The organism is Streptomyces sp. NBC_01808, assembly GCF_035917395.1.
Classification (GTDB): domain Bacteria; phylum Actinomycetota; class Actinomycetes; order Streptomycetales; family Streptomycetaceae; genus Streptomyces.
Genome location: NZ_CP109072.1, coordinates 284,005 through 304,939, shown reverse-complemented (window position 1 = coordinate 304,939; position 20,935 = coordinate 284,005). Strand labels below are relative to the sequence as shown.

Genomic DNA, 20,935 nt, shown 5'->3' with positions numbered 1-20,935 from the left:
TGGCCCAACTCCCGCCCGCTGCCGTGCAGACACGTCACATGAGGCTTGATGCATGAACCGCTCACCGCGCCATTCTCCCGCCGCCCCACCCCGACCGCGGTGAAAGCCCGCGCCCCCGTGGACCTCGGCGTTCATCGCCCGCGACCACCACGGCGACGTGTACCCTGCCGCGCCGGCTGCGAACTCCCTCGACCCTGTGATCCGCCGATCCGGTCCCGGTTGCGCCGAGTCGAGTGCCGCCGCCGGGCGGCTACTGCACGCCGATGTGTACCGGGCCGCCCGTGGGCGAGATGCCGTTCAGCAGGGCCGACGGGATCCGGAAAGCGCGGCCGGGGGCGGCCGGCCAGGGGAGTCGGCGGGTGGTGACGGTTCCGGAGTCCTGCCGGACGGTGATCCTGGGGAAGCGGACGAAGGTGTCCGTCCACAGCAGCAGCCGGCCGTGGGGCGGTGCCGGATCGCCGGGCCGCAGGACCTGCGGGGCGATCCAGCGGAACGGGGCGTCCGCGATCAGGCGTGCGCCCTCGGTCGGCCGGCGTTCGCCGTGCAGGTGGCGGCGGACCTGCTCGGCGACATGGCGGCCGTCGAGGGCGGCGATGTCCGCGGTGTCCACCGGGTGCAGGAGGTTGCCGGCGGCGAAGACCCCCGGACTGCTGGTGCGCAGTGCGGTGTCCGTGAGCGGACCGAGCGTGCCGGGGTCGAGGGTGAGGCCGGCTGCGCGGGCCAGTTCGTGGTCCGGGATCCAGTCGCCGGTGAAGACCACGGTGTCGCAGGCGACGGTGCGGCGGCGGCCGGTGTCGAGGTGCTCGATCTCCACGGCCTCGCAGCGGTTCCTGCCGATGACGCGGGTGACGCGGGTACGGGTGGCCACGGGCACGCGCAGCACCGTCCGCCCGGCGGCGTTGAACGCGGCGTAGGACTCCGCCTTCGGGTGCTCGCTGATCATGAGGGCGGGGGTGCAGCCGGCTTCGCGGAGAGTGAGGGCCGCGGACCAGCTCACGAGTTCGCCGCCGACGATCACGGCGCGTTTGCCGACGGGACGGTGGTGGAGGTGGACGAGATTCTGCAACTGACCGGTGGTGAGGACCCCTTCGGGGCGGTCTCCGGGGATGCGGCGCGCGGTGCGGGGGCGCTCTCGTGCGCCGGTGACCAGCACGATCGCCCGTGCGCGGATGCGGTAGCGGCCCTCGGGGCTGGTGACCTCGACCGTATCCGCGTCTGACCAGCCGGTCACGGTGGTACGTGTCCGGATCTCGGCCCCGGCCGCGGCGGCCCGGTCGACGAGACGGCGAGCGTACGCGGGCCCGGACAGCACGCGGTGCAGGTCACGCAGCCCGTAGCCGGTGTGGTCGCTGTGCCGGGGGATGCCGCCCGCGGCCGGCTCGCGGTCGACGACCAGGACCTCGCCGGCCTGGCCCGCGGCCAGATCGGCGGCGGCGGTCAGCCCGGCGGGGCCGCCGCCGATCACGAGCACGTCGGGAGTGGTCAGAGGCGGCTGGTCAGTCATCGGTCGTCCCCGCTGTGGTGGTGGCAGCCGTCGTGGGTGTGGTGCTGCTCGTACAGGGCGGCGACGGCCGCGCCGCAGTAGAAGCCCTGGCAGCGGCCGTTCATGGCGCGGGTCCTGCGGCGCAGGCCGTCCAGGGTCCGCGCGGGGACGGCGGCGTGGCAGGCGTCGCGGATCTCGCCCTCGGTGACCCGCTCGCAGAAGCAGGCGACGGTGCCGTAGGCGCGGTCGCGGGCGATGAGGCCGGCGTCCTGGTACGGGCGTGGGGAGGCTTCGCCGATGTTGGGCATCCGCGGCGGCTCGGGCAGTGACTCGCGGGCCCGCATCGCCAGACCGGCGTCTGCCAGTCGTCCGCGGACGTGCTCGGCGATCGCCATGCCCGCGGTCAGCCCCGTGGAGCGGATGCCGCCGACGAGGACGTAGCGCTGGCTCCGGTCGGTCTCGATGAGGTAGTCGGGGTGGTCGATCGAGGCGCGCAGGCCCGCGTAGCTGGCGGTGACCTCTTCGGTGAGCAGGCGCGGCATCAGGCGCGCGCCCTTGGTGAGGAGGAAGTCGAAGCCCTCTTCTGAAGTGGCCGTGGCGGTACGGTCGGTGAGGTCCTCGGCGGTGGGACCGAGCATGACGTTGCCGTAGACGGTCGGGGCGATGAGCACACCCTTGCCGCGGGACGAGGGCACCGGAAGGATGATCTTGTTCGCGAGCGGGCGGGCCAGCTTGTCGAAGACGAAGAGCTCGCCGCGGCGGGGGGTGACCGTGAAGCGGTCGTGACCGAGGAGGCGGTCGACGTGGTCGGCACCGAGGCCGGCCGCGTTGACGACCCAGCGGGCGCGTACGTCACCGCCCGCCGTGTGCAGGGTGGTCGCCTCGTGTCCCGCGTCGATGCCGGTGACGGCGTGCCGGAGCAGGATGGTGGCGCCGCGCTGCTGTGCGTCGGTGGCCAGCGCGAGGTTGGTGGTCCAGGTGCAGATGATGGCCTCGTCCGGGACGGTCAGACCGCCCAGTGCGCCCTGGCCGAGGTCGGGCAGGTCCCGGTAGACCTCGTCGGGGCCGAAGAGCCGGCAGTGCTCGTAGCCGTTGGCCTCGGCCTTCTCCTTCAGCCCGGGCAGAGCGTCCAGCTCCTCGCCGGTCCACGCCACCAGGACGGCCCCGGTCCGTTCCACGGGGATGCCGGTGGCCTCGGCGTACGCGCCGAGCAACCGGTAGCCGCGGGCGACCAGTTCGGACTCGAGCGTGCCGGGCTTCGCGTCGAAGCCGGTGTGGAGGATGGCGGTGTTGGCCTTGCTGGTGCCGTCGCCCACGTCGTCGCGGGCTTCGAGCAGGGCGACGGCGAGGTCGTATCCGGACAGCTCGCGGGCGATGGCCGCGCCGACGATGCCTCCGCCGATCACCGCGACGTCGAAGACGCCGTCGTGCGGACGGTGGGGGGTGGCGGTCATGTGTGATCTCCCTTGGCGGCTTCGGCCGCGGCGGCCCACGCGGTACGGAACTCTTCGGCCCGTTCCCGGGGCCAGCGGGGCTCGTAGACGGTGGTGGGCTGCCAGTCGCCTACGGCCTCCTCAAGGCTGAGCGCTGGATCGAGGGCGCAGCGCGCCAGGGCGGCCGCGCCCAGGGGAGTGGCGTGGCCGTGAGGGTAGACGTCCACGGGGATCTGCGCGATGTCGGCCTGGGCCTGCATGAGGGCGGCGGAGTTGGTCAGGCCGCCGTCCGCGCGCAGCCGGGTCAGCGGCTTGCCGATGTCGCCGGCCACCAGCGTCCACAGCTCGGCGACCTGCGCCGCGATGCCCTGCAGTACCGCGGCAACGAGGTGCTCGCGGCGGGTTGCCAGCGTCATGCCCGTGAAGGAGGCGGTGGCGTCCGGGGCCCACCAGGGGGCGGCCAGACCGGCGAACGCGGGGACGCACAGCACCCCTTCCGTATCGGCGGCGGCGAGCGTGTCCAATTCGGTCGCGGACCGTACGAGACCGAGGTCCTCCAGCCAGCGCACCGCGGAGGCGACGGTGTAGACCTGCCCGTCCACGCAGTACGTGGTGTGGCCGTGCCGCTGCCAGGCCACCGACGTGGTCAGTCCGGCGCCGGAACGCACCGGGGTCCGGCCGGTGTTGGCCAGCAGGAACGCTCCGGTTCCGTAGGTGCACTTCGCGGAGCCGGGCTCCAGGCAGCCCTCGGCGACCAGCGCCGCCTGCTGGTCGCCGACGAGGCCGGCCACGGGCACCGGCGGGCCGAAGGCCCGGGTGGTGCCGGCGATCTCGTCGGAGGCGACGATGCGGGGCAGTCGCTCGCCGCCCAGACCGAACAGGCCGAGGAGCTCGTCGTCCCAGGTGGCGCTGTCGAGATCGAGGACGAGGGAGCGGCTGGCGGTGGCGGCGTCGGTGACGAACTCCCCGGTGAGGTGGTGTACCAACCAGGTGTCGGTGGTCGTCACCACCCCGTCGCGGGTGAGGTGGCGGCGCAGCCAGGCCATCTTGGGTGCGGAGAAGTACGGGTCGAGAACGAGCCCGGTGCGCCGCGCGATGTCGCCGGCCCGGTCGGCCAGTTCCGCGCAGACGGATTCCGCCCGCCGGTCCTGCCAGACGAGGGCCGGGGACAGCGGTGCTCCGGTGGCCGGATCCCAGGCCAGGACGGTTTCGCCCTGGTTGGCCAGGGCTACGCAGTCGATCGGCCGGCCGGCCTCGCGAACGGCCCGGCGGCCGGTGCCGAGGACGGAGCCGAGCAGTTCGTGCGGGTCCTGCTCGACGCCTCCGCCGGGGAGGTAGGCGGGACGGATCGTCTCCTCGGCGATCGAGACGATCCCCTCCTCGGCGTCGACGACGATGGCCTTGGTGCCGGAGGTGCCCTGGTCGATGGCGAGGATCGCGCTCATCGCGCGTTCCCTTCTGCGGCCTTGGGCCGCGGAATCGCGGTGTCGGCCGTGTCCAGCGACCGGTCGACGTCGGCCAGGTCGGGCATGGTCAGGCCGGCCCGGCCGCTGCGGAGCAGCAGACCGGCGAAGTACACGGCGCCGATCGCGAACAGGACCAGCACGTAGATCCACGGGGCCCGGAACGAGGCGTCACGGAAAAAGAGCAGCACGGTCAGGGCGATCATGCCGATGAGCTGCACGGTCACCGCCGTGCTGTTGACCCGGTGGGTGAATCGCGTCGAGGCGGCCACCAGGACGGCCTGGAGCAGCACCACGACGGCGGTGATCACCCAGGCGTTCTGGGTGGTGCCGACGTACTGGAACAGTTCGGGGAGGATGGTCGAGGCGATGGTGTAGTCCACGGCGACGAGGACCACCCCCAGGAAGGCGAACGAGACCCAGCCCATGATCCAGCCCCAGACCGGGCCGACGATCCGCGACACCCACTGGTAGGAGTAGCCGCTGATCGGGATCCTGGCCGCGAGGGCGCCGAAGACGAGGGCGATGGAGAGCTGGCCGATCACGGAGATCGGCCAGGCCCAGATGCCGCGGGAGCCGGAGGTGCCTAGGACCGCCCCGTAGGTGGTGAAGATCCCGGTGGCGATGGAGACGAAGCCGAAGGCCACGGAGAACGAGGCGTACCAGCCAAGCTCGCGCGCCATCCGCTGCTGGGGCGGGCCGCCGTCCTGGCGGGCCGGCTCCGCTCCCGGGGGACGTGCCTCTACGTCTGCCATAGCTCGACCGCCTGACCGTTCATGTGGATTTCTGACTGAGATTTCCTGTGATTGTGGATCCGTGCCCGAGCATAGTCAAGGGGGTGTCGCGAGCATCGTCCGTGCTTGAGCTCGGACGCCCGGTCCGGCAGTGGCGTGGCGCGGCCGTAGGATGCAGTCACAGCTCCACAAAAACGGTCACGTATCCAAGGGGTGAGTCGTGCTCGCTGCCGAGCGACACCGCAAGATCGTCGCCGAGATCTCCCGGCTCAAGTTCGTCACCACCGATGACCTGACCACCCTGCTCGGAGTGTCCCAGGAGACGATCCGCAGGGATCTCGCCCTCCTCGAACGGCGCGGTGAGCTCACCCGGGTCCACGGCGGCGCCACCAGCCGCCAGGAGCCGGTCGGGGAGGAGGCGTCCTTCGCGGAACGCAGCGGGATCCTCGCCGAGGAGAAGGCGGCGATCGGCAAGGCCGCGGCAGCCCTGATCAAGCCCCACCAGACCGTCGTCGTCGATGTCGGAACCACCGCCCTGGAGGTGGCGCGCGCCCTGCCCGCCGACCATGTCGGCGTCATCGCCACCCCCTCCCTGCTCGTGGCCGCGGAGGTCAGTACCCGGCCCGGGGTCGAGGTGCTGGTCAGCGGCGGGCGGGTGCGCGCGGGCGACCTGGCCTGCTCCAACGTCCGGGCCGTGGAGTTCTTCAGCGACCTGCGCGCCGACACCGCCTTCATCGGCTCCGGGGGCATCGCCCAGTACGGCCTGACCGACTTCCACCTGGACGAGGTCGCCACGAAGCGCGTCATGCTCGCCAACGCCGCGCACCGCTACATCCTCGCGGACTCCAGCAAGCTCGGTCGCACGGCGGTGCATCGCGTGTGTGAGCTGGACGGTTTCGACACCGTGATCACGGACAAGCCGTGCCCGCCCGAGCTGAACACGGCCCTCAGCCTGGCTGGTGCCCACGTCATCGTGGCCAGACGCGCGTAGCTGAAGCCGGCGACGGTGTCGGTCGGAAGCAGCGACGTGTGAGGGTGAGTTGGACTTCAGGGGTGTGAGGCGACAGGGCAGGCCCTTGCAGTAACCATCCGGGACTCGTCGTACGCCGGCGGTGTGCGTCCGTCGGGGTGAGCCGCACGCGAGCCTCCGCAGACTTTCCGGCTCCGTGGGCTAGGCAGGCGGTGTGAATTCCCTTTGGTAGGTAGATGTTCGCTGCATCGCGAGAGGCGCCCCTTGAGGAACACCACGTTGCGTAGCGGAAGACCTCGCGGACATCGACGGGACCACGGCCGCGTCTACCCCGGTCGACGGCCCCTCCCCGTCAGGAACGTGACGCCCGGCCACAGGGCCAGGGCCGGCGTGCTGGGCACGGGCGTCAGCTGAAGCGTGGCCGATCGCAAGCTCCACCGCCGTCCACCGGCCCGCCGGGCGGGATACCTGGCAGCGGCGGGTGCCTTCGCGGTGGGCATGCTCGGTACGACGCTGCCGACCCCGCTGTACGGGCTCTACCGGCAGCAGATCGGATTCTCCGAGCTGATCGTCACGGTGGTCTTCGCCGTCTACGCGGTGGGTGTCATCGTCGCCCTGCTGGTGGCCGGCGACTTCTCCGACATCCTGGGCCGGCGGCCGATCCTGCTGTGTGCCGTGGCACTGGCCGGGGGGAGCGCCCTGTTCTTCGTGTTCGAGCAGGGGCTGCCTGAACTCTTCGCCGGCCGAGTCCTTTCCGGCTTCTCCGCGGGCCTGTTCAGCGGCACGGCCACCGCGGCCGTCCTGGACCTGGCGCCGCCGGGGCGCCGCGCCCGCGCCGCCTTCGCGGCGACCGCCGCGAACATGGGCGGTCTCGGCCTCGGGCCCCTCCTCTCCGGGATCCTGGCCCAGTACGCGCCCTGGCCGCTGAAGCTGCCGTTCCTCGTGCACCTGTCCCTCCTGGTGGTCGCCGCCGCGGTCGTCTGGATGCTTCCCGAGACGGTGCACCGCCGCCGTCCTCGGCCCGCCCTGCGGCCTCAGGGCATGACGATCCCTCCTGTCGTCCGCGGGGTCTTCGTGCCCTGTGCGCTGGCGGCCTTCGCCGGTTTCTCCATGCTGGGGGTCTTCACCGCGGTCGCTGCGGACTTCATGGCGACGGTCCTGGGCGTGCACAACCTCGCGGTCGTCGGCGGCGTCGTCTTCTCCGTCTTCTGCGCCTCGACCGGAGGCCAGTTGCTCATGGGCCGCGTCGGCCCGGTCAAAGCGCTGCCCCTGGGCTGTGTGGTGCTGGTCCTGGGCCTCCTGCTCATCGGGGCCTCGCTGCTGGTGGAGTCGTTGCCGATCCTCGTCGTCGGCGCGGTCACCGGCGGCGTGGGACAGGGCCTGTCCTTCCGCGCAGGCCTCACAGTGATCGGCTCCGCGGCGCCGGAGCTGCAGCGAAGCGCGACCCTCTCGGCGTTCTTCGTCTTCGCCTATGTGGGGATCTCGCTGCCGGTGGTCGGGGTCGGCGCGTTGACGGTGGAACTGGGGGTGCGCAACGCCGGTTTGGTGTTCGCCGGTTGCGTGATCCTGCTCGTCTCCGCGGTGGCCGCTTATCTGAGGCTGCGACCGCCTGCGGTGCGCTGACCCCGCCGGCCGCGGCAACCGAGATCGGTTCTTCAGTGACGTGCGCGCTGATGTCGCCTTCATCGGCTCTGCTGGTGGCGCGCGGCACGGCCTGACCGACTTCCCGTGGGGCCGCGGATCCGCGATACGTGACACGCACCACCGTGGTTGGTGGAGTCCGGCCACAGGCCGGAGTCGGCAGGTGTGTACGGCCTCTCCGATGGCGTGGCGGCGGTGCGTGCCTAGCGTGCGACATCGGGCACCCGGCTCAGGGACGGCCTGGCCGGCTTCCCGTTCCCTCACCCCCTCACGACGGGAGAACGCCATGGCGGTTCGTGACCGTACCCGTGCTCGCCCCCGGGCGGTGCTGTTCGCGCTGTTCGCCCTGGTCGCCGGGATGTTCGCGGCGCCGGCAAGCGCCTCGGCGGCCGGCCTCACACAGGTCACCGGCTTCGGCTCCAACCCCGGCAACCTCGCCATGTACGCCTACGTGCCCGACGGACTGCCCGCCGGGGCGCCGCTGGTGCTCGCGCTGCACGGGTGCACGCAGAGCGCGAGCGACTACCACGGCCATTCCGGCTGGGCCGAGTTGGCCGACGCGCACGGCTTCGCCGTGGTCTACCCGCAGACCACGAGCGTCAACAACGCCAACTCCTGCTTCAACTGGTTCCAGTCGGGAGACACCGCGCGCGGTCAGGGCGAGGCCCTGTCCGTGAAGCAGATGGCCGACCACGCCACCGCGCTCTACGGCACGGACCCCGACCGCGTTTACGTCACCGGCCTGTCCGCCGGCGGTGCCATGACCGCGGGGCTGCTCGCCGCGTACCCCGACGTCTTCGCGGGCGGTTCCATCGCCGCGGGCATCCCGGCCGGCTGCGCGCGCAGCCTCGTCGACGCCTACACGTGCATGTACGTCTCGCCCGGCAAGACCCCGCAGCAATGGGGCGACTTGGCGCGTGCCGCCTCGGGCGGCTGGAGCGGGCCGTGGCCGCGGGTGGCGATCTGGCACGGCACCGGTGACACCACCGTGGTGCCGGCGAACGCGACCGAGTCGCGCGACCAGTGGACCGACGTATGGGGCACGGGCCAGACACCGGCGGAGACGACGACGCTGCCCGGCGGCACGACGAGGGCCTCGTACGAGGACGCATCCGGCCGCTCCGTCGTGGAGACGTACACGATCTCCGGCATGGCCCACGGCCTGCCCGTCGACCCGGGCACGGCCGCCGGGCAGTGCGGGGCCACGGGCACGTACTACCCGGACCGCCTCTGCTCCAGCTACTACACGGCGCAGTTCTGGGGCCTGATCTGACACCGCCCCCGCACCGGGCCCGGCCCTCGGCCGGGTCCGGTGCTGCGTCCTGGGCGCGGTGTGCCCGGCGTCGTACCGCCCAACCTGACCGCGCCCCGCCTGACTTGGGACCGGCCGGCCCGTCTACGGTGTCGGGTCAGGACTCGGGGCTGCCGCCCGGCCCGTCTGTGCGTACTGCGAAGTCGGCGGCGGCCGTACGGATATCGTGTCAAGGTCACGACACCGGATGCGAGTTTGTACACGGGCGCAGGATGAGGAGCATCACGTGGGGGACGGCACGGCGGCTGACGGGCCCGGGCGGCTGATCGCGGGGCGGTACCGCCTGTTGGAGCGGATCGGTCGCGGTGGCATGGGTACCGTCTGGCACGCCGAGGACGAGGTTCTCGGTCGGCATGTCGCGCTCAAGAAGCTGCATCTGCCGCCGCACCTGAAGGACGCCGAGCGCGCCACCCTCTTCGAGCGTACGAGGCGTGAGGCGCGCAGCGCCGCCAGGATCACGCACCCCAACGTCGTGGTGGTGCACGACGTGGTGGACGACGACGGACTGCCCTGCATCGTCATGGAGTACGTGCCCGCGCCCGCCCTCGACGAGGTGCTGAAGAGGGACGGCCCGCTGGCGACCGCCGAGGCGGTCAGAATCGGCATCGGCGTGATCGCGGCGCTGCGGGCCGCGCACGCCGCCGGAGTCCTCCACCGCGACGTGAAGCCCGGCAACGTGCTGCTCGGAGCCGACGGGCGCGTAGTCCTGACGGACTTCGGGATCGCGGTCGTCGCGGACACCTCCACCCTCACGCGCACCGGTGAACTGGTCGGTTCCGTCGACTTCTGCGCCCCGGAACGCCTCAAGGGCGCGGAGCCGGCTCCTCCCTCCGACCTGTGGGCCCTGGGCGCGACCCTCTACCAGGCCGTGCAGGGACGGCCGCCGTTCCGCCGGGCCACGCCGCTCGAAACCGCCTACGCGATAGCCGCCGACCCACTCGAACAGCCGGCCGGCGGCGAGGCGTTGGCCCCCCTGATCGCGGAGCTGCTCGCCAAGGATCCGGAGACCCGGCCCTCGGCCCCGGAGGTGGAGCGGCGACTGCGGCACCTGGCGGACGCCGGCCCCGTCACGGATGCGCGCCCCACCGTGCCCGAGGTCCCGGCCACCGCGCCGGTGGCACCACCGGCGTACGGAACGGACGCTGCCACGGTGCGTCACGGACGCGGACGCGGACGGGGACGGGGACGGCGTACCGGCGTATGGGTGACTGCCATGGCCGTCACGGTGCCGGCGGCGCTCGCCGGCGTGTACTTCGCGCTGCCCGACGAGAGCAAGGATTCCGGCACCGCCACCCCCGAAAAGAAGCCTTCCGCAACCGCCACCCCGAAGCCCAAGCCCGATCCCGCCCCCGCTCCCGTACCGGAGGGCTACCAACTGGTGCGGGAAGAGGAGTTCGACATCTCCTTCCCTGTCCCCGAAGGCTGGACCCGCCAGGACCTGGAGGAGGAAGGCGAGGGCATCGCCTACATAGACCCGACCGGCATGGCCGGCCTGCGCGTTGTCGCCCTCGACTACGCGAGCAGCGATCCCCTGCAGCACTTCAAGGACGACGAGACCAAGTCCATCCAGGAGGGAAAGCTCCCCGGCTACCGCCAACTGCGGATGCAGAGCACGACTTACCGGGGCATGCCGGCCGCGATCTGGGAGTTCACCTGGCAGGGCCGCGCCCGCGAATGGCGCGCCCGGGACCTCGGGTTCGGACGCCCCGGCGAGAAGGAGTACGCGATCTACCTCTCCACGCCCAGCGCGGACTGGGATCGCCACGAGCCGGTCTTCGAGAATGTGAGCGACGGGATCCGCCTCAAGACCGATGCAACCGGGACGCGTTGACCTGACGCCTCGGGCAGCCAGTTGCTACCTGGACCGATGCCGCGCTGACGACTCACCTGAGGACTACTACACGCGCGAGCAGCGCCAGAAGGTCGTGGACCACCTCAGCCGGCAGCGCTGGACCGACGCCGAGATCGGCGCCTATGCGCGGCTCTCCCACGAGGTCCCCTTCGACGAGAACGGCGATGTCGCCCCCCGTGAACCGCGTCCTGCCCCAGGCCCTCCCGGCGGACGCCGACCCGGTCACGGCGAGCTTCTTCGACTACTACCGCACCGAGCGCGGCTACCACCCCCGCTCGATCAACTCCACCACCGCGTGGACCGGGACCACGCCGACGGCGTTCTTCGCCTTCCGGCAGATGACGAACATCGACATGCTCGCGCCCCGCCAGGCCCTCCTGGTGGCCGGAGCCGATGCACACTCCCTCCATTACTCCGAGGATGTCCAGGCGATGGCCCCCGACACCGTCGACCTCGTGACCGTCCCGGGCGCGGACCACGTCGACCTGTACGACCGCAAGGACCTCATCCCCTTCGGCAAGCTCGACGAGTTCTTCACCAAGAACCTCGCCTGACCGGAAGTGGCCCCGACAGGCCGGTACCGCCACCGGCCTGTCGGGAACGGTCGGGACGGTCAACCAGCGGAGTTCCCCGATGCCACCGCGGTCAGCCGCGGTCAGCAACGGATTGCCGTACTGCCGACGCACCGCTGGACCACGTGTGTGCCATGTCCACCGGTCAGCTCCCGCACCTGAGCGATGCTTTCGTCGCCACGTGCGGAGACGACATCGCTGGCGCCGAACTCGCGGCCGAGGGCGGTGCGCGCCTGGTGACGTCCCGTCAGGATGATCTGCTCCGCGCCCAGGCGCTTGGCCGTGCCCAGATCACCCCGGAGCAGGTCGGGCTGCCCACCAGCGGCCGGCGTCGGGTACCGGGGCTGCGGCGCGAGGAGGTCGCCGTCCTCGCCGGCGTGAGCACCGAGTGGTACACGCGGCTGGAGAAGGGCCACATCAGCGGGGTGTCCGAAGACGTCCTCGACGCGGTCGCCCGCGCGCTGCAACTGGACGACGACGAACGCACCTACCTGTTCGACCTTGCCAGGGCGGCGCAGCCGCCCAGCCGCGCGCCGCGCCGCCGCAAGGCCGTCGACATCCCGCCCCGCGTCCAGTGGCTGCTCGACTCCATCACGCTGTCCGCGGCGTTCGTCACCAACGGGCGCTTGGACGTCGTCGCCACCAATGCACTCGCCCGCGCCCTGTTCTCGCCGCTGTTCGAGAGCGAGACCACGGACGAACGCGGCCGTCCGAGTTTCGCCCGGTACTGGTTCCTTGACCGCGGGGCACCCGACTTCGTCGCCGACTGGGACAGCGCCCTCGGCGCCACGGTCGCGCTCTTGCGCGCGGAGGCCGGGCGTTACCCGCACGACAAGGCGTTGCGCGAGCTGATCGGCGAGCTGTCCACCGTGAGCGCCGAGTTCCGCACCCGGTGGGCCTCCCACGACGTACGTATCCACCACGGTGGGGTCAAACAGTTCCAGCACCCTGACGCCGGGTCACTCGAACTCGTCTACCAGCCGTTGGACCTGCCCCTTTCTCCCCGTGAGGCACACTCCCTGACCATCTACACGGCCGAGCCGGACACCCCTGATGAGGACCGGCTCAAGCTCGTCGCCAGTTGGGCAGCGACCCGACTGGCGGAAACCGAACTCCCCGGCGTCCGGTCGAAGAAGGCATCATGAGTCGCGTCCTGGTGACCGGTTCCGCGGACGGCCTTGGACGCGCTGCGGCGGACGCGCTGCTGTCCGAAGGGCACGACGTGGTGGTGCACGCCCGCAACCAGGCGCGGGCGGCGGCCCTCCGTGCCCTGGTCGACCGCGGGGCGCATCTCGTGGTGGCCGATTTCGCCGACCCCGACGACGTCAGGCACGTAGCCGCCGCATTGAACGACGCCGAGCCGCTCGACGCGGTGATCCACAACGCCGGAGTATGGAGCGGCCCGGCGGTCATGCCCGTCAACATCGTCGCGCCGTACCTGCTGACGGCCCTGCTGCCCGATCCGCGCCGCACCGTGTACCTGAGCAGCGGCTCGCATTTCGACGGGCGCCCTTCGCTCTCCGGGGTCGACTGGCAGGGCACGGCAGGAGGCTCGTACGCCGATAGCAAACTGTTCGTCACGACGCTCGCGGCCGCGGTGGCGCGCCTGCGGCCCGGGGTGCTGAGCAACGCGGTGGATCCGGGCTGGGTGCCGACCAGGATGGGCGGACCGGCCGCACCGGACGATCTCGAACTCGGCCACCGCACGCAGCAGTGGCTCGCCGTCAGCGACGATTCCGAAGCCCGGACCACCGGCGGGTACTGGTACCACCACCGGAGGCAGCGGCCGCACCCCGCCGTCCATGACGAGGCGTTCCAGAACCGCCTGCTGCAGACGCTGGCCGAGGAGACAGGCGTCACGCTCGACTGAACACGACACGGCCGTACAGGGCGGCCGTACAGGACTGCCGCCCGTCACCTTCGCGCGAGGATCGCGGACAGACCGAACTCCAAGCGCTCGCCGAATGATTCCGCGTCGAGATGACCGAGGACGCGATGAAGGGCGGGGTAGCCCCTTTCGGAGACCGCGTTCGCCAGACGGCCGTTCGGGGACTGCCGGGCCGTCGCCTGTTCTTCCTGGGTGAGGCCGAGCGTGAAGTAGATGATCGTCCACGCGGTCCAGGCGGTCTCACGCTCGTCCAGGCCGCCGTCCAGCAACGCGCCCACCAGGGCATCGGCGAAGCTCAGGGTATGTGGTTCGGCGGCGTGGGTGCCGACGACGAGCGTGGCGCCGTCGCTGTGGGCGAGCAGGGCGCGGCGGTACCGGCGGGCCAGTTCGCGGACCCGCCCGTCCCAGGGGGCCGGAAGGTCATCGAGCGGGGCTTCGCCGACGACGGCGTCGGCCATCAGCTCCAGCATCCGGGCCTTGGTCTTCACATGCCACAGCACGGTGTTCATCCGTACGCCGAGCCTGTCGGCGACCGCCCGGACGGACAGGGCGTCCAGGCCCTTCTCGTCCAGCAGTTCCAGCGCGGTACGGATCACCGTTCCGGAGTCCAGCCGCGGGCCGCGGACCTCACCCGTTTGCCTGTTGGTCATTGACCTAGTTTACTGCGCACAGGATTATTGGTCACTGACCTAGGATTGCCCATGGAACAGCAGGTTGTCATCGCCGGAGGAGGCCCGGTCGGGCTATGGCTCGCCGCCGAACTGCGGCTGAGCGGGGTCTCCGTCACCGTCGTCGAGGAGCGTGCAGACATCGACCAGCGCTCCAAGGCCCTCACCATCCACCCACGCACCATCGAGATCCTGGCCTCGCGCGGCGTGCACGAGCCCTTCCTCGCCGAGGGCCGGCCGATCCCGGGCGGCCACTTCGCCATGCTCGACGACCGGCTCGACTTCCGGGCGCTGGAGACCCCGTTCCCGTACACGCTCGCCCTGCCCCAGGCCCGCACCGAGGAACTACTGGAGGAGCACGCGCTCGCACTCGGCGCCACCCTCGTGCGCGGTCGCCGCGTCAGCGGGTTCACCGAGCACGCGGAGTCGGTGACCGTGCGGGTCGACGGGCCGGACGAGTCGTACGAATTCCAGGCGGCGTACCTCATCGGCTGCGACGGCTCCCGCAGCACCGTGCGCACCGCCGCCGGCATCGACTTCATCGGTACGCCCTCCACCGTCGTGGGCTGGCTCGGCGACGTCACCCTTGACAGCCCGCCGCCTCCCGGGTTCAGCACCTTCGGGCTCCGGGGCGGGGTGATGGTCGCGCCGCTGCCCGGTGGGCGGTACCGCGTGGTCGGTGTCAGCCACGACAGCCTCACGACCGAATGGCCCGGCGACCTCACCCTGGAGGAGCTGCGGGCCAAGACCGTCGCGATCGCGGGCGAGGACTTCGGGATGCGCAACCCCGTCTGGCTCTCCCGATTCGGCAACGCCACCCGGCTGGCCGCCCGGTACCGGCGAGGTCGGATCCTGCTCGCAGGAGACGCCGCCCACCAGCACTTCCCTGCGGGTGGCGTCGGGATGAACGTCGGCATCCAGGACGCTCACAACCTCGGCTGGAAACTCGCCGCCATCCTCCGCGGCCGGGCCTCCGACCACCTGCTCGACACATACCACACCGAGCGCCATCCGATAGGGGCCCAGGTCATGGAACACAGCCGCGCCCAGACCGCCCTGATGACCGGCTTCACCCCCGAAGGCATCGACCTGCGCTCCCTGTTCAGCAGGATGATCGCCACCCAGCCGGCACTCAACAAGGCGCTGTCCGAACAGCTCACCGCGCTCGCCGTCCGCTACACCACGGCGGACCCGGAAGCCCACCCGCTTACCGGCACCCGAGCCCCCGACCTGGCCTTCACCGGCTCCGAGAAGCGCCTGTTCTCCCGGTTGCGTCCGGACAGCCACCTCCTGCTCGACCTGACGGCGGGCGTCCTGGCAGACCGGGCGCGGCCGGGTCTCGCGGTGCACACCGCAGTCCTCGACCGGCCCCCGGCCGCATGGGCCACCGTGCGCGCCGCGCTTGTCCGCCCCGACGGGCACGTCGCCTGGGCCGGCATCGATGACGACGACACCGCACTGGCCGCCGCCGTGGACCGGGCTCTCGCCACCACCCACCGCAGTGCGGCCCCCTGACCACACGGGACTCCAGTGAGCGGAACGGGACACGAGTCAAACGGGCTGCTTCAGTCGCTTCTGCCGTCTCCCACTTCCGCCCGGGCGTCAACCGACCTGACGATTCCGGGGCCGAGTACCTCGCCGCTGCCTGCGACGGGATGGGCGGGAGGAGGATCCTGCCATGATCGCAGTAGGCTTCGACGCCTGCGTCTGGCCGGCATCCTCGGCCGTACGGGCTGGGGCTAGCCCAGCGTACGGTCGAGGTTGAAGGCTGCGCTGATCAGGGCGAGGTGGGTGAATGCCTGGGGGAAGTTACCGAGTTGCTCACCTGTGTGACCGATTTCCTCGGCGTACAGGCCGAGGTGGTTGGCGTAGGTGAGCATCTTCTCGAACGCGAGCCGGGCCTCGTCGAGGCGGCCTGCCCGGGTGAGTGCCTCGACGTACCAGAACGAGCAGATCGAGAACGTGCCTTCTTCGCCCGGCAGCCCGTCCGCGCTGACCTGCGGGTCGTAGCGGTAGACCAGCGAGTCGGACACCAGGTCCTCGCGCAGGGCGTCCAGTGTGGCCAGCCACTTCGGGTCCGTGGGGGAGACGAACTTCGCGAGGGGCATCATCAGCAGGGATGCGTCGAGGAGGTCGCTTCCCTCGCACTGGACGAAGGCGTTCCGTTCGGTGGACCAGCCGTCGCGCATGATCCGGCGGTAGATATCGTCCCGGGACTTTCCCCACCGGACCAGGTCGGCGGGCAGTCCGCGATGCTGGGCCATGCGCATCGCCCGTTCGATCGCCACCCAGCACATCAGCCGTGAGTAGAGGAAGTTCCTGGACCCGCCGCGGCTCTCCCAGATCCCCCGGTCGGGCTGGTCCCAGTGGGTGCACACCCAGTCGACGAGCGCGCTGATGCCGTCCCAGTAGGCGCTGGAGACGGGCCGTCCCCATTTGTCGTAGAGGTAGAGGGAGTCGACGAGCGCCCCGTAGATGTCCAGTTGCAGTTGGTCGACGGCGCCGTTGCCGACGCGTACGGGCGCCGAGCCCCGGTAGCCCTCCAGGTGCCGAAGCTCCCGTTCGGGCAGGTCGTGTCGCCCGTCGATGCCGTACATGATCTGCAGTGGCCCGGGCCCCTCGGCTGATTCGAGGCGGACGTGCTCGGAGAGGAAACCCATGAACGCCTCGGCCTCATCCGTGAAGCCGAGCCTGAGCAGGGCATACACGCAGAAGGCCGCATCACGGATCCATACGTAGCGGTAGTCCCAGTTGCGCTTTCCGCCGATGTGCTCGGGCAGGCTGGTGGTCGGCGCGGCGATGATGGCGCCGGTCGGGGCATAGGTCAGAAGCTTCAGGGTGAGGGCGGAGCGGTGCACGACCTCCCGCCAACGACCGCGGTAGCGCGACTGGGACAGCCACCGCCGCCAGTAGCCGACGGTGGCGTTGAACTGCTCCTCCGCCTCGGCCACGGGGCAGTGGCGGGGCAGCACATCGCCGCCGACCCGGTCGAGCGCGAAGACGGCCGACTGGCCTTCGTGCAGCTTGAACAGCGACCAGGCATCAGGGCCGGCAACCTCGATCGGCACACTCGACGTCAACGCGAGAGTCAGTGAGGAAGATTCGAAGACCACCTGACGGTCCTGCGCGTGCACGGTGTGCGGCTGCGTCCCGTACGCGAAGCGGGGTGCTATGCGGGCACGGAACGGCAGTGATCCGCGGACGCACACCACACGGCGGATCAGCCGATGCCGGTTGGCCTCGCGTGAATCGTCGACGACCGGCATGAAATCCTGGATCTCCCCGACCCCGTCGTCCGAGGAGAAGCGGGTGATCAGCACGTTGGTGTCGGGGAAGTAGAACTGCTTCCTGCGCGCCGGAACGTCCGCCGCGAGTTCGAACGACCCGCCCCGCTCGGCGTCGAGGAGCGAGGCGAAGACGCTGGGAGCATCAAAGCGCGTGCAGCAGTACCAGTCGATCGTGCCGTTCGTGCCCACCAGAGCCGCACTGCGCAGGTCACCGATCAGCCCGTGATCGGCTACCGGAAGATAACGAGGTTCACCGGCACCGGACGCTCCCAGGGGCACCTCATTCTCACTGCCCATTGTCCGACCTCCCAGCACTACCGCCCGGGGGATCCGGGAATTCGAGCGGGATGTGACACCGACGCTCCCTCAGCCGGGAGCCGGCGGACCGGAGATCCAAGTTGAGCCCCGCACCAGGACGAATTCCCGGGCGCCCGGATGTAAGGCCGGGTGAACCAGCGCTCGGTCGATATTCTCCGAGCCGCGAAAATGGCCACAATTTCAGACTGCGTCCACGCACCCGTCTCCCGCTTCAACGTAATACGGCGAAACCCCAGCCGCAACAGGGGGCATCCGCACATACCGCGTGAGCACCGAGAGTCCGAACGGGAGCAGCCCTCGGTGACGGCGGTGCGGGGAGCGGGTCGCGGGCCGGGGCCCGGTACGGCTGGATCATCACCCCCCGAGTTGCGCGGCACGTCGGGTACACCCGCACCGGACGACGCATCGTCCGCCGCACCATCGGTCTCGGGCCCGCGACGATCGCCCCCGGCGAGACCGTCCGCTACCTGTGGGCCGCGCTCACCGGCGGGCGTGTCGAGGCCGACGAGGTGACGGCGTATCAGATCGTCTGGCAGATCCGTACGCCCCGGGTGCTGCTGGCCGCGCTGGTGGGCGCGGGGCTTGCCACTATGGGCGTCGCCGTCCAGGCGCTGGTGCGCAACGCCCCGGCCGACCCGTTCATTCTGGGAGTCTCGTCGGGAGCGTCGTACGCCGCCGCGGTCGGCCGCGGCGGCGCGCTGGCCCCGCTGCGCCTGGTGCTGACCGGCGTGGCGATGGCGCTCGGCTTCCAGGCCGTGATGAGTGTGATCGTCTACTTCGCCCCGGACAGCGAGGCCACCGCCACCGTCCTGTACTGGACCATGGGCAGCTTCGGCGCCTCCACCTGGGGGGCGTTGCCGGTGGTGGCCGCCGCCGTGCTGCTGGGCGTGCTGGTGCTGCACCGCAGCGGCCGGGCGCTGGATGTGCTGGCGCTGGGCGACGAGCTCGACGAAGCCTGTCGCGGCACCGAGGCGGTCGGCCCAGCGCTCGACCACGTTGCCGGCCACGAACGGCTTCCTCCCGAACGCGAGCTGGCCCGGCAGCTAGATGAATGAGTCCGATGTTCTCAGTGGTCGTAGTCGATCAGAGATCGTTTGATCTTGGCGTCGGTGGTCCAGTTGTGCCAGATGCCGGCGGCCAGGGCGAGGAGGCGTTGGCCGGTGCGGGCGAAGACCCCGGCGGGGGTTCTGCCGCCATGGTGTTCCAGGCTGAGCTGACCTTTGAGGGTGTCGAACACCGCCTCGATCCACTGGCGGACACGGGCCAGTCGGCCGTGCCGGGCGGGTTCGTCCTTGCGGTCCGGCCGCACCAGGTGGATGCCCAGCCGTTCGGTGAGGAACGCCTCGAACTCGCGCCCGGCGAAGCCCTTGTCGGCGAGGATCACCTGCCCGCTGCGGACGAGGTGGTGGTCGCGTTCCAGCAGCGCGGTCATCACTTCGCGTTCGCCGAGCTTGGGGTTTGCCAGGCACCAGGACACCGGCATGCCTTCGGCGGTGGTGAGCAGGTAGAGCCGGAACCCCCAGAAGAAGCGGGAGTGGCTGCGGCAGTAGCCGTATCCGGCGTGCCCGGCCAGTGCGGAGCGTTTGACCGTCTCGCGGGAGGCTGCGCAGGGCAGAGGCGTGGAGTCGATCAGCCGCAGGTCGTCCTGCCAGGTCGGCACCTGCTTGGCCAGGGCCTCGATCACCTGGCTGATCAGCGGACCCGCCGCGTTGAGCCTTTTGTTGTAGGCCGACTGCTGGGGCAGATAGCGGAAGAGGTGCCCGAGCCGGGCGTGGGCGAAGCGGATCCAGTGCCGGGCCGAGGGGAAGCCGAGCAGTACCTGCGCGACGGCCAGGCACAGCAGTTCGGCATCCGTCAGTTTCGGGGGTCGCCCGATCCGGCGACGAGGCGCCACGTGGTCGTCGATGAACACGTACAGTGCCGCCAGAAGGGCGTCCAGGCTGGTAGTCACACACGAGCCAACGGGCGCCCTTCGCGATGGTCGCGACCAGCACAAACATCGGACTCATTCATCTAGGGGTGAGTCGACCGACTCTGCGTGAGGCCCTCGCCGCACTGGAACTGGCCACTGTGATCGAGTCCCATCAGGGTCGAGGCTCGGTCGTGACCGCCACCCCTTCCCGTATCGCGAACTGGGGCATAGAGGTGCTTCCCACCCAGGTCTTCGAGGTGCGACTCGCTATCGAGCCGCACCTCGCGGAGCTCGCGGCTACGAAGCGGTACCCCGAGGACATTGCCCATCTGTGCCAGGGCCGGCAGGGATCTGCGGGCCGAGTTCGAGACCACCGGCGCGTACCGCAGCGACCTCCCCGTCCACCGCGCCATCGCGCGGGCGGCCCGCAACCCGATCCTCGCCGACGCGCTCGAATCCACTCTGAAGCACACGGAGTCGCCGAGATGGACCGACCTGCGCACCCAGGCCCTCGCCGATCCGCACGCCCGTGAGGGGCATGTGGCCGAGGTCCGGTCCGTCATCGGACACATCGAGGCGGGCGAGGCCGAGGAAGCCGCCGCCCTGGCATGGACACCTGACCTATTTCCGGGACGAGATGCTCGCCGGCCTCAAGAAGGACCAGGACGCCCCGGCGGCCGGGGCCCCGGGGCCAGGACCGGGATTCGTCCGCGCCGTCCCGCGCCTGATGTCCGGCCGCGTGGGATTCGCGCGGCAACCGGAAAGACCCCGGACTCCTCTCTGCGACCAGACCGCATCCACGGCCTCTGGAGAGGCTCCCGGGCAACTACTACATCTACCCCGGTGCCCACCGACCGTGCTCTGCAGCGGTACCAAGCGTTTCTGCGGCCACCGGGGCGACGGCCCCTCTATCCGCAGGATGCGGAGTGTTCGTGCCGTGGCTGTTCCTTTGATGACGTGCGGCACGCCGTCGAGGTCCTTGAGGAGGTCTTGCTGCAGTTGCCTCCCCGGCCCCGGACGGAGCTGAAACAGCGAGTGTGGTCGCGGCCTATTGGCGCACCAACTTGGCGCTGCGCCAACTCGCCCCGGACGACCGATCCGCGAAGGAGCCAGCATGGGCATGAACAAGGCTCACGAGCTGCCCGAGCCGGTCGGAAGGGGGCGCGGGCGAGGTGAGCACATCCACCCAGGACTTGTCGTCCCACGGCAGAGCGACTACCCAGCGCTCGTCGATGTGGCCTTGGCGGCCCACGGTCAGCCAGTACGTCAACGTCATGCTGCGGTCAGGATGGTGATCGGCCGTCATCTTGATGACGCCGAACCGGAGTCCGTCTGCGGTGACGTATGAGTGACTGAGGGCCTGCTCGGCTGGCGTCTGTCCCTTCACAGTGGACCAACCATC

Annotated in this window: 17 protein-coding genes and 3 pseudogenes; 11 read left to right on the top strand and 9 right to left on the bottom strand. The window is 70.7% G+C overall.

Features of this window, described 5'->3' with window-relative positions; translation table 11 throughout:
* Positions 1-250: 250 nt before the first annotated feature.
* From OG946_RS01270 to OG946_RS01255, 4 genes are read right to left on the bottom strand one after another with little or no spacing between them, the layout of a single operon-like run.
* Positions 251-1,504 (bottom strand): NAD(P)/FAD-dependent oxidoreductase, encoded by a 1,254-nt coding sequence (locus OG946_RS01270; protein WP_326794294.1) that lies wholly within the window; start codon positions 1,502-1,504, stop codon positions 251-253.
* Entirely contained in the window at positions 1,501-2,937 is a 1,437-nt protein-coding gene (locus OG946_RS01265; protein WP_326794293.1) for an NAD(P)/FAD-dependent oxidoreductase, read from the bottom strand. The genes OG946_RS01270 and OG946_RS01265 overlap by 4 nt, the downstream gene beginning before the upstream one ends.
* Entirely contained in the window at positions 2,934-4,361 is a 1,428-nt protein-coding gene (locus OG946_RS01260) for an FGGY family carbohydrate kinase (protein WP_326794292.1), read from the bottom strand. Before OG946_RS01260 ends, OG946_RS01265 begins: the two co-directional genes overlap by 4 nt.
* On the bottom strand, positions 4,358-5,134 hold the full coding sequence (locus OG946_RS01255) for an amino acid permease (protein WP_326794291.1): 777 nt from the start codon (positions 5,132-5,134) through the stop codon (positions 4,358-4,360). Before OG946_RS01255 ends, OG946_RS01260 begins: the two co-directional genes overlap by 4 nt.
* A gap of 199 nt (positions 5,135-5,333) precedes the next feature.
* Here OG946_RS01255 and OG946_RS01250 point away from each other — a divergent pair, with 199 nt between their 5' ends.
* From OG946_RS01250 to OG946_RS01230, 5 genes are all read left to right on the top strand, one after another.
* Complete coding sequence (locus tag OG946_RS01250; RefSeq protein ID WP_326794290.1) at positions 5,334-6,104, top strand: DeoR/GlpR family DNA-binding transcription regulator; 771 nt, start codon at positions 5,334-5,336, stop codon at positions 6,102-6,104.
* Positions 6,105-6,500: 396 nt separating this feature from the next.
* Positions 6,501-7,706 (top strand): MFS transporter, encoded by a 1,206-nt coding sequence (locus OG946_RS01245; RefSeq protein WP_442814252.1) that lies wholly within the window; start codon positions 6,501-6,503, stop codon positions 7,704-7,706.
* Positions 7,707-8,010: 304 nt separating this feature from the next.
* Positions 8,011-8,997: an extracellular catalytic domain type 1 short-chain-length polyhydroxyalkanoate depolymerase gene (locus OG946_RS01240; RefSeq protein WP_326794289.1), complete on the top strand. Its 987-nt coding sequence runs from the start codon at positions 8,011-8,013 to the stop codon at positions 8,995-8,997.
* Positions 8,998-9,262: 265 nt separating this feature from the next.
* The gene (locus OG946_RS01235; RefSeq protein WP_326794288.1) at positions 9,263-10,867 is read left to right on the top strand and encodes a serine/threonine-protein kinase; all 1,605 of its coding nucleotides are present in this window, start codon (positions 9,263-9,265) and stop codon (positions 10,865-10,867) included.
* A gap of 185 nt (positions 10,868-11,052) precedes the next feature.
* Positions 11,053-11,442: an alpha/beta hydrolase gene (locus tag OG946_RS01230; protein WP_326794287.1), complete on the top strand. Its 390-nt coding sequence runs from the start codon at positions 11,053-11,055 to the stop codon at positions 11,440-11,442.
* Between the two features lie 101 nt (positions 11,443-11,543).
* On the opposite strand, the gene OG946_RS01225 is transcribed toward OG946_RS01230, so the two are convergent.
* The gene (locus tag OG946_RS01225; protein ID WP_326800109.1) at positions 11,544-11,711 is read right to left on the bottom strand and encodes a hypothetical protein; all 168 of its coding nucleotides are present in this window, start codon (positions 11,709-11,711) and stop codon (positions 11,544-11,546) included.
* Here OG946_RS01225 and OG946_RS01220 point away from each other — a divergent pair.
* A complete protein-coding gene (locus OG946_RS01220) occupies positions 11,697-12,605 on the top strand; it encodes a helix-turn-helix domain-containing protein (RefSeq protein ID WP_326800108.1) in 909 nt (302 codons plus the stop codon). The genes OG946_RS01225 and OG946_RS01220 overlap by 15 nt on opposite strands.
* Positions 12,602-13,330 carry an SDR family NAD(P)-dependent oxidoreductase gene (locus OG946_RS01215; RefSeq protein ID WP_326794285.1) on the top strand — a complete coding sequence of 243 codons (729 nt, stop codon included), beginning with the start codon at positions 12,602-12,604 and terminating at the stop codon, positions 13,328-13,330. The genes OG946_RS01220 and OG946_RS01215 overlap by 4 nt, the downstream gene beginning before the upstream one ends.
* Before the next feature lie 44 nt (positions 13,331-13,374).
* On the opposite strand, the gene OG946_RS01210 is transcribed toward OG946_RS01215, so the two are convergent.
* Entirely contained in the window at positions 13,375-13,998 is a 624-nt protein-coding gene (locus OG946_RS01210; protein WP_326794284.1) for a TetR/AcrR family transcriptional regulator C-terminal domain-containing protein, read from the bottom strand.
* Between the two features lie 51 nt (positions 13,999-14,049).
* On the opposite strand from OG946_RS01210, the gene OG946_RS01205 reads away from it, so the two are divergent.
* Positions 14,050-15,531, top strand: a complete 1,482-nt coding sequence (locus OG946_RS01205; RefSeq protein ID WP_326794283.1) for an FAD-dependent monooxygenase — start codon at positions 14,050-14,052, stop codon at positions 15,529-15,531.
* A gap of 224 nt (positions 15,532-15,755) precedes the next feature.
* Here the strand turns inward: OG946_RS01205 and OG946_RS01200 are convergent, their stop codons facing one another.
* A complete protein-coding gene (locus OG946_RS01200) occupies positions 15,756-17,600 on the bottom strand; it encodes a glycoside hydrolase family 15 protein (RefSeq protein WP_326794282.1) in 1,845 nt (614 codons plus the stop codon).
* Between the two features lie 425 nt (positions 17,601-18,025).
* Here OG946_RS01200 and OG946_RS01195 point away from each other — a divergent pair.
* Positions 18,026-18,565: pseudogene (locus OG946_RS01195) on the top strand (FecCD family ABC transporter permease); the annotation flags it as partial.
* 122 nt (positions 18,566-18,687) lie between these two features.
* On the opposite strand, the gene OG946_RS01190 reads toward OG946_RS01195, so the two are convergent.
* The gene (locus OG946_RS01190; protein WP_326794281.1) at positions 18,688-19,572 is read right to left on the bottom strand and encodes an IS982 family transposase; all 885 of its coding nucleotides are present in this window, start codon (positions 19,570-19,572) and stop codon (positions 18,688-18,690) included.
* A gap of 26 nt (positions 19,573-19,598) precedes the next feature.
* Between OG946_RS01190 and OG946_RS36020 the strand changes: the two are divergent.
* Both OG946_RS36020 and OG946_RS36015 read left to right on the top strand, forming a co-directional pair.
* Positions 19,599-19,685, top strand: a pseudogene (locus OG946_RS36020) (hypothetical protein); the annotation flags it as partial.
* A 169-nt stretch (positions 19,686-19,854) separates the two neighbouring features.
* A pseudogene (locus tag OG946_RS36015) lies at positions 19,855-20,082 on the top strand (FCD domain-containing protein); the annotation flags it as partial.
* 499 nt (positions 20,083-20,581) lie between these two features.
* Here OG946_RS36015 and OG946_RS01185 read toward each other — a convergent pair.
* Entirely contained in the window at positions 20,582-20,920 is a 339-nt protein-coding gene (locus tag OG946_RS01185) for a hypothetical protein (RefSeq protein ID WP_326794280.1), read from the bottom strand.
* Between the last annotated feature and the right edge of the window lie 15 nt (positions 20,921-20,935).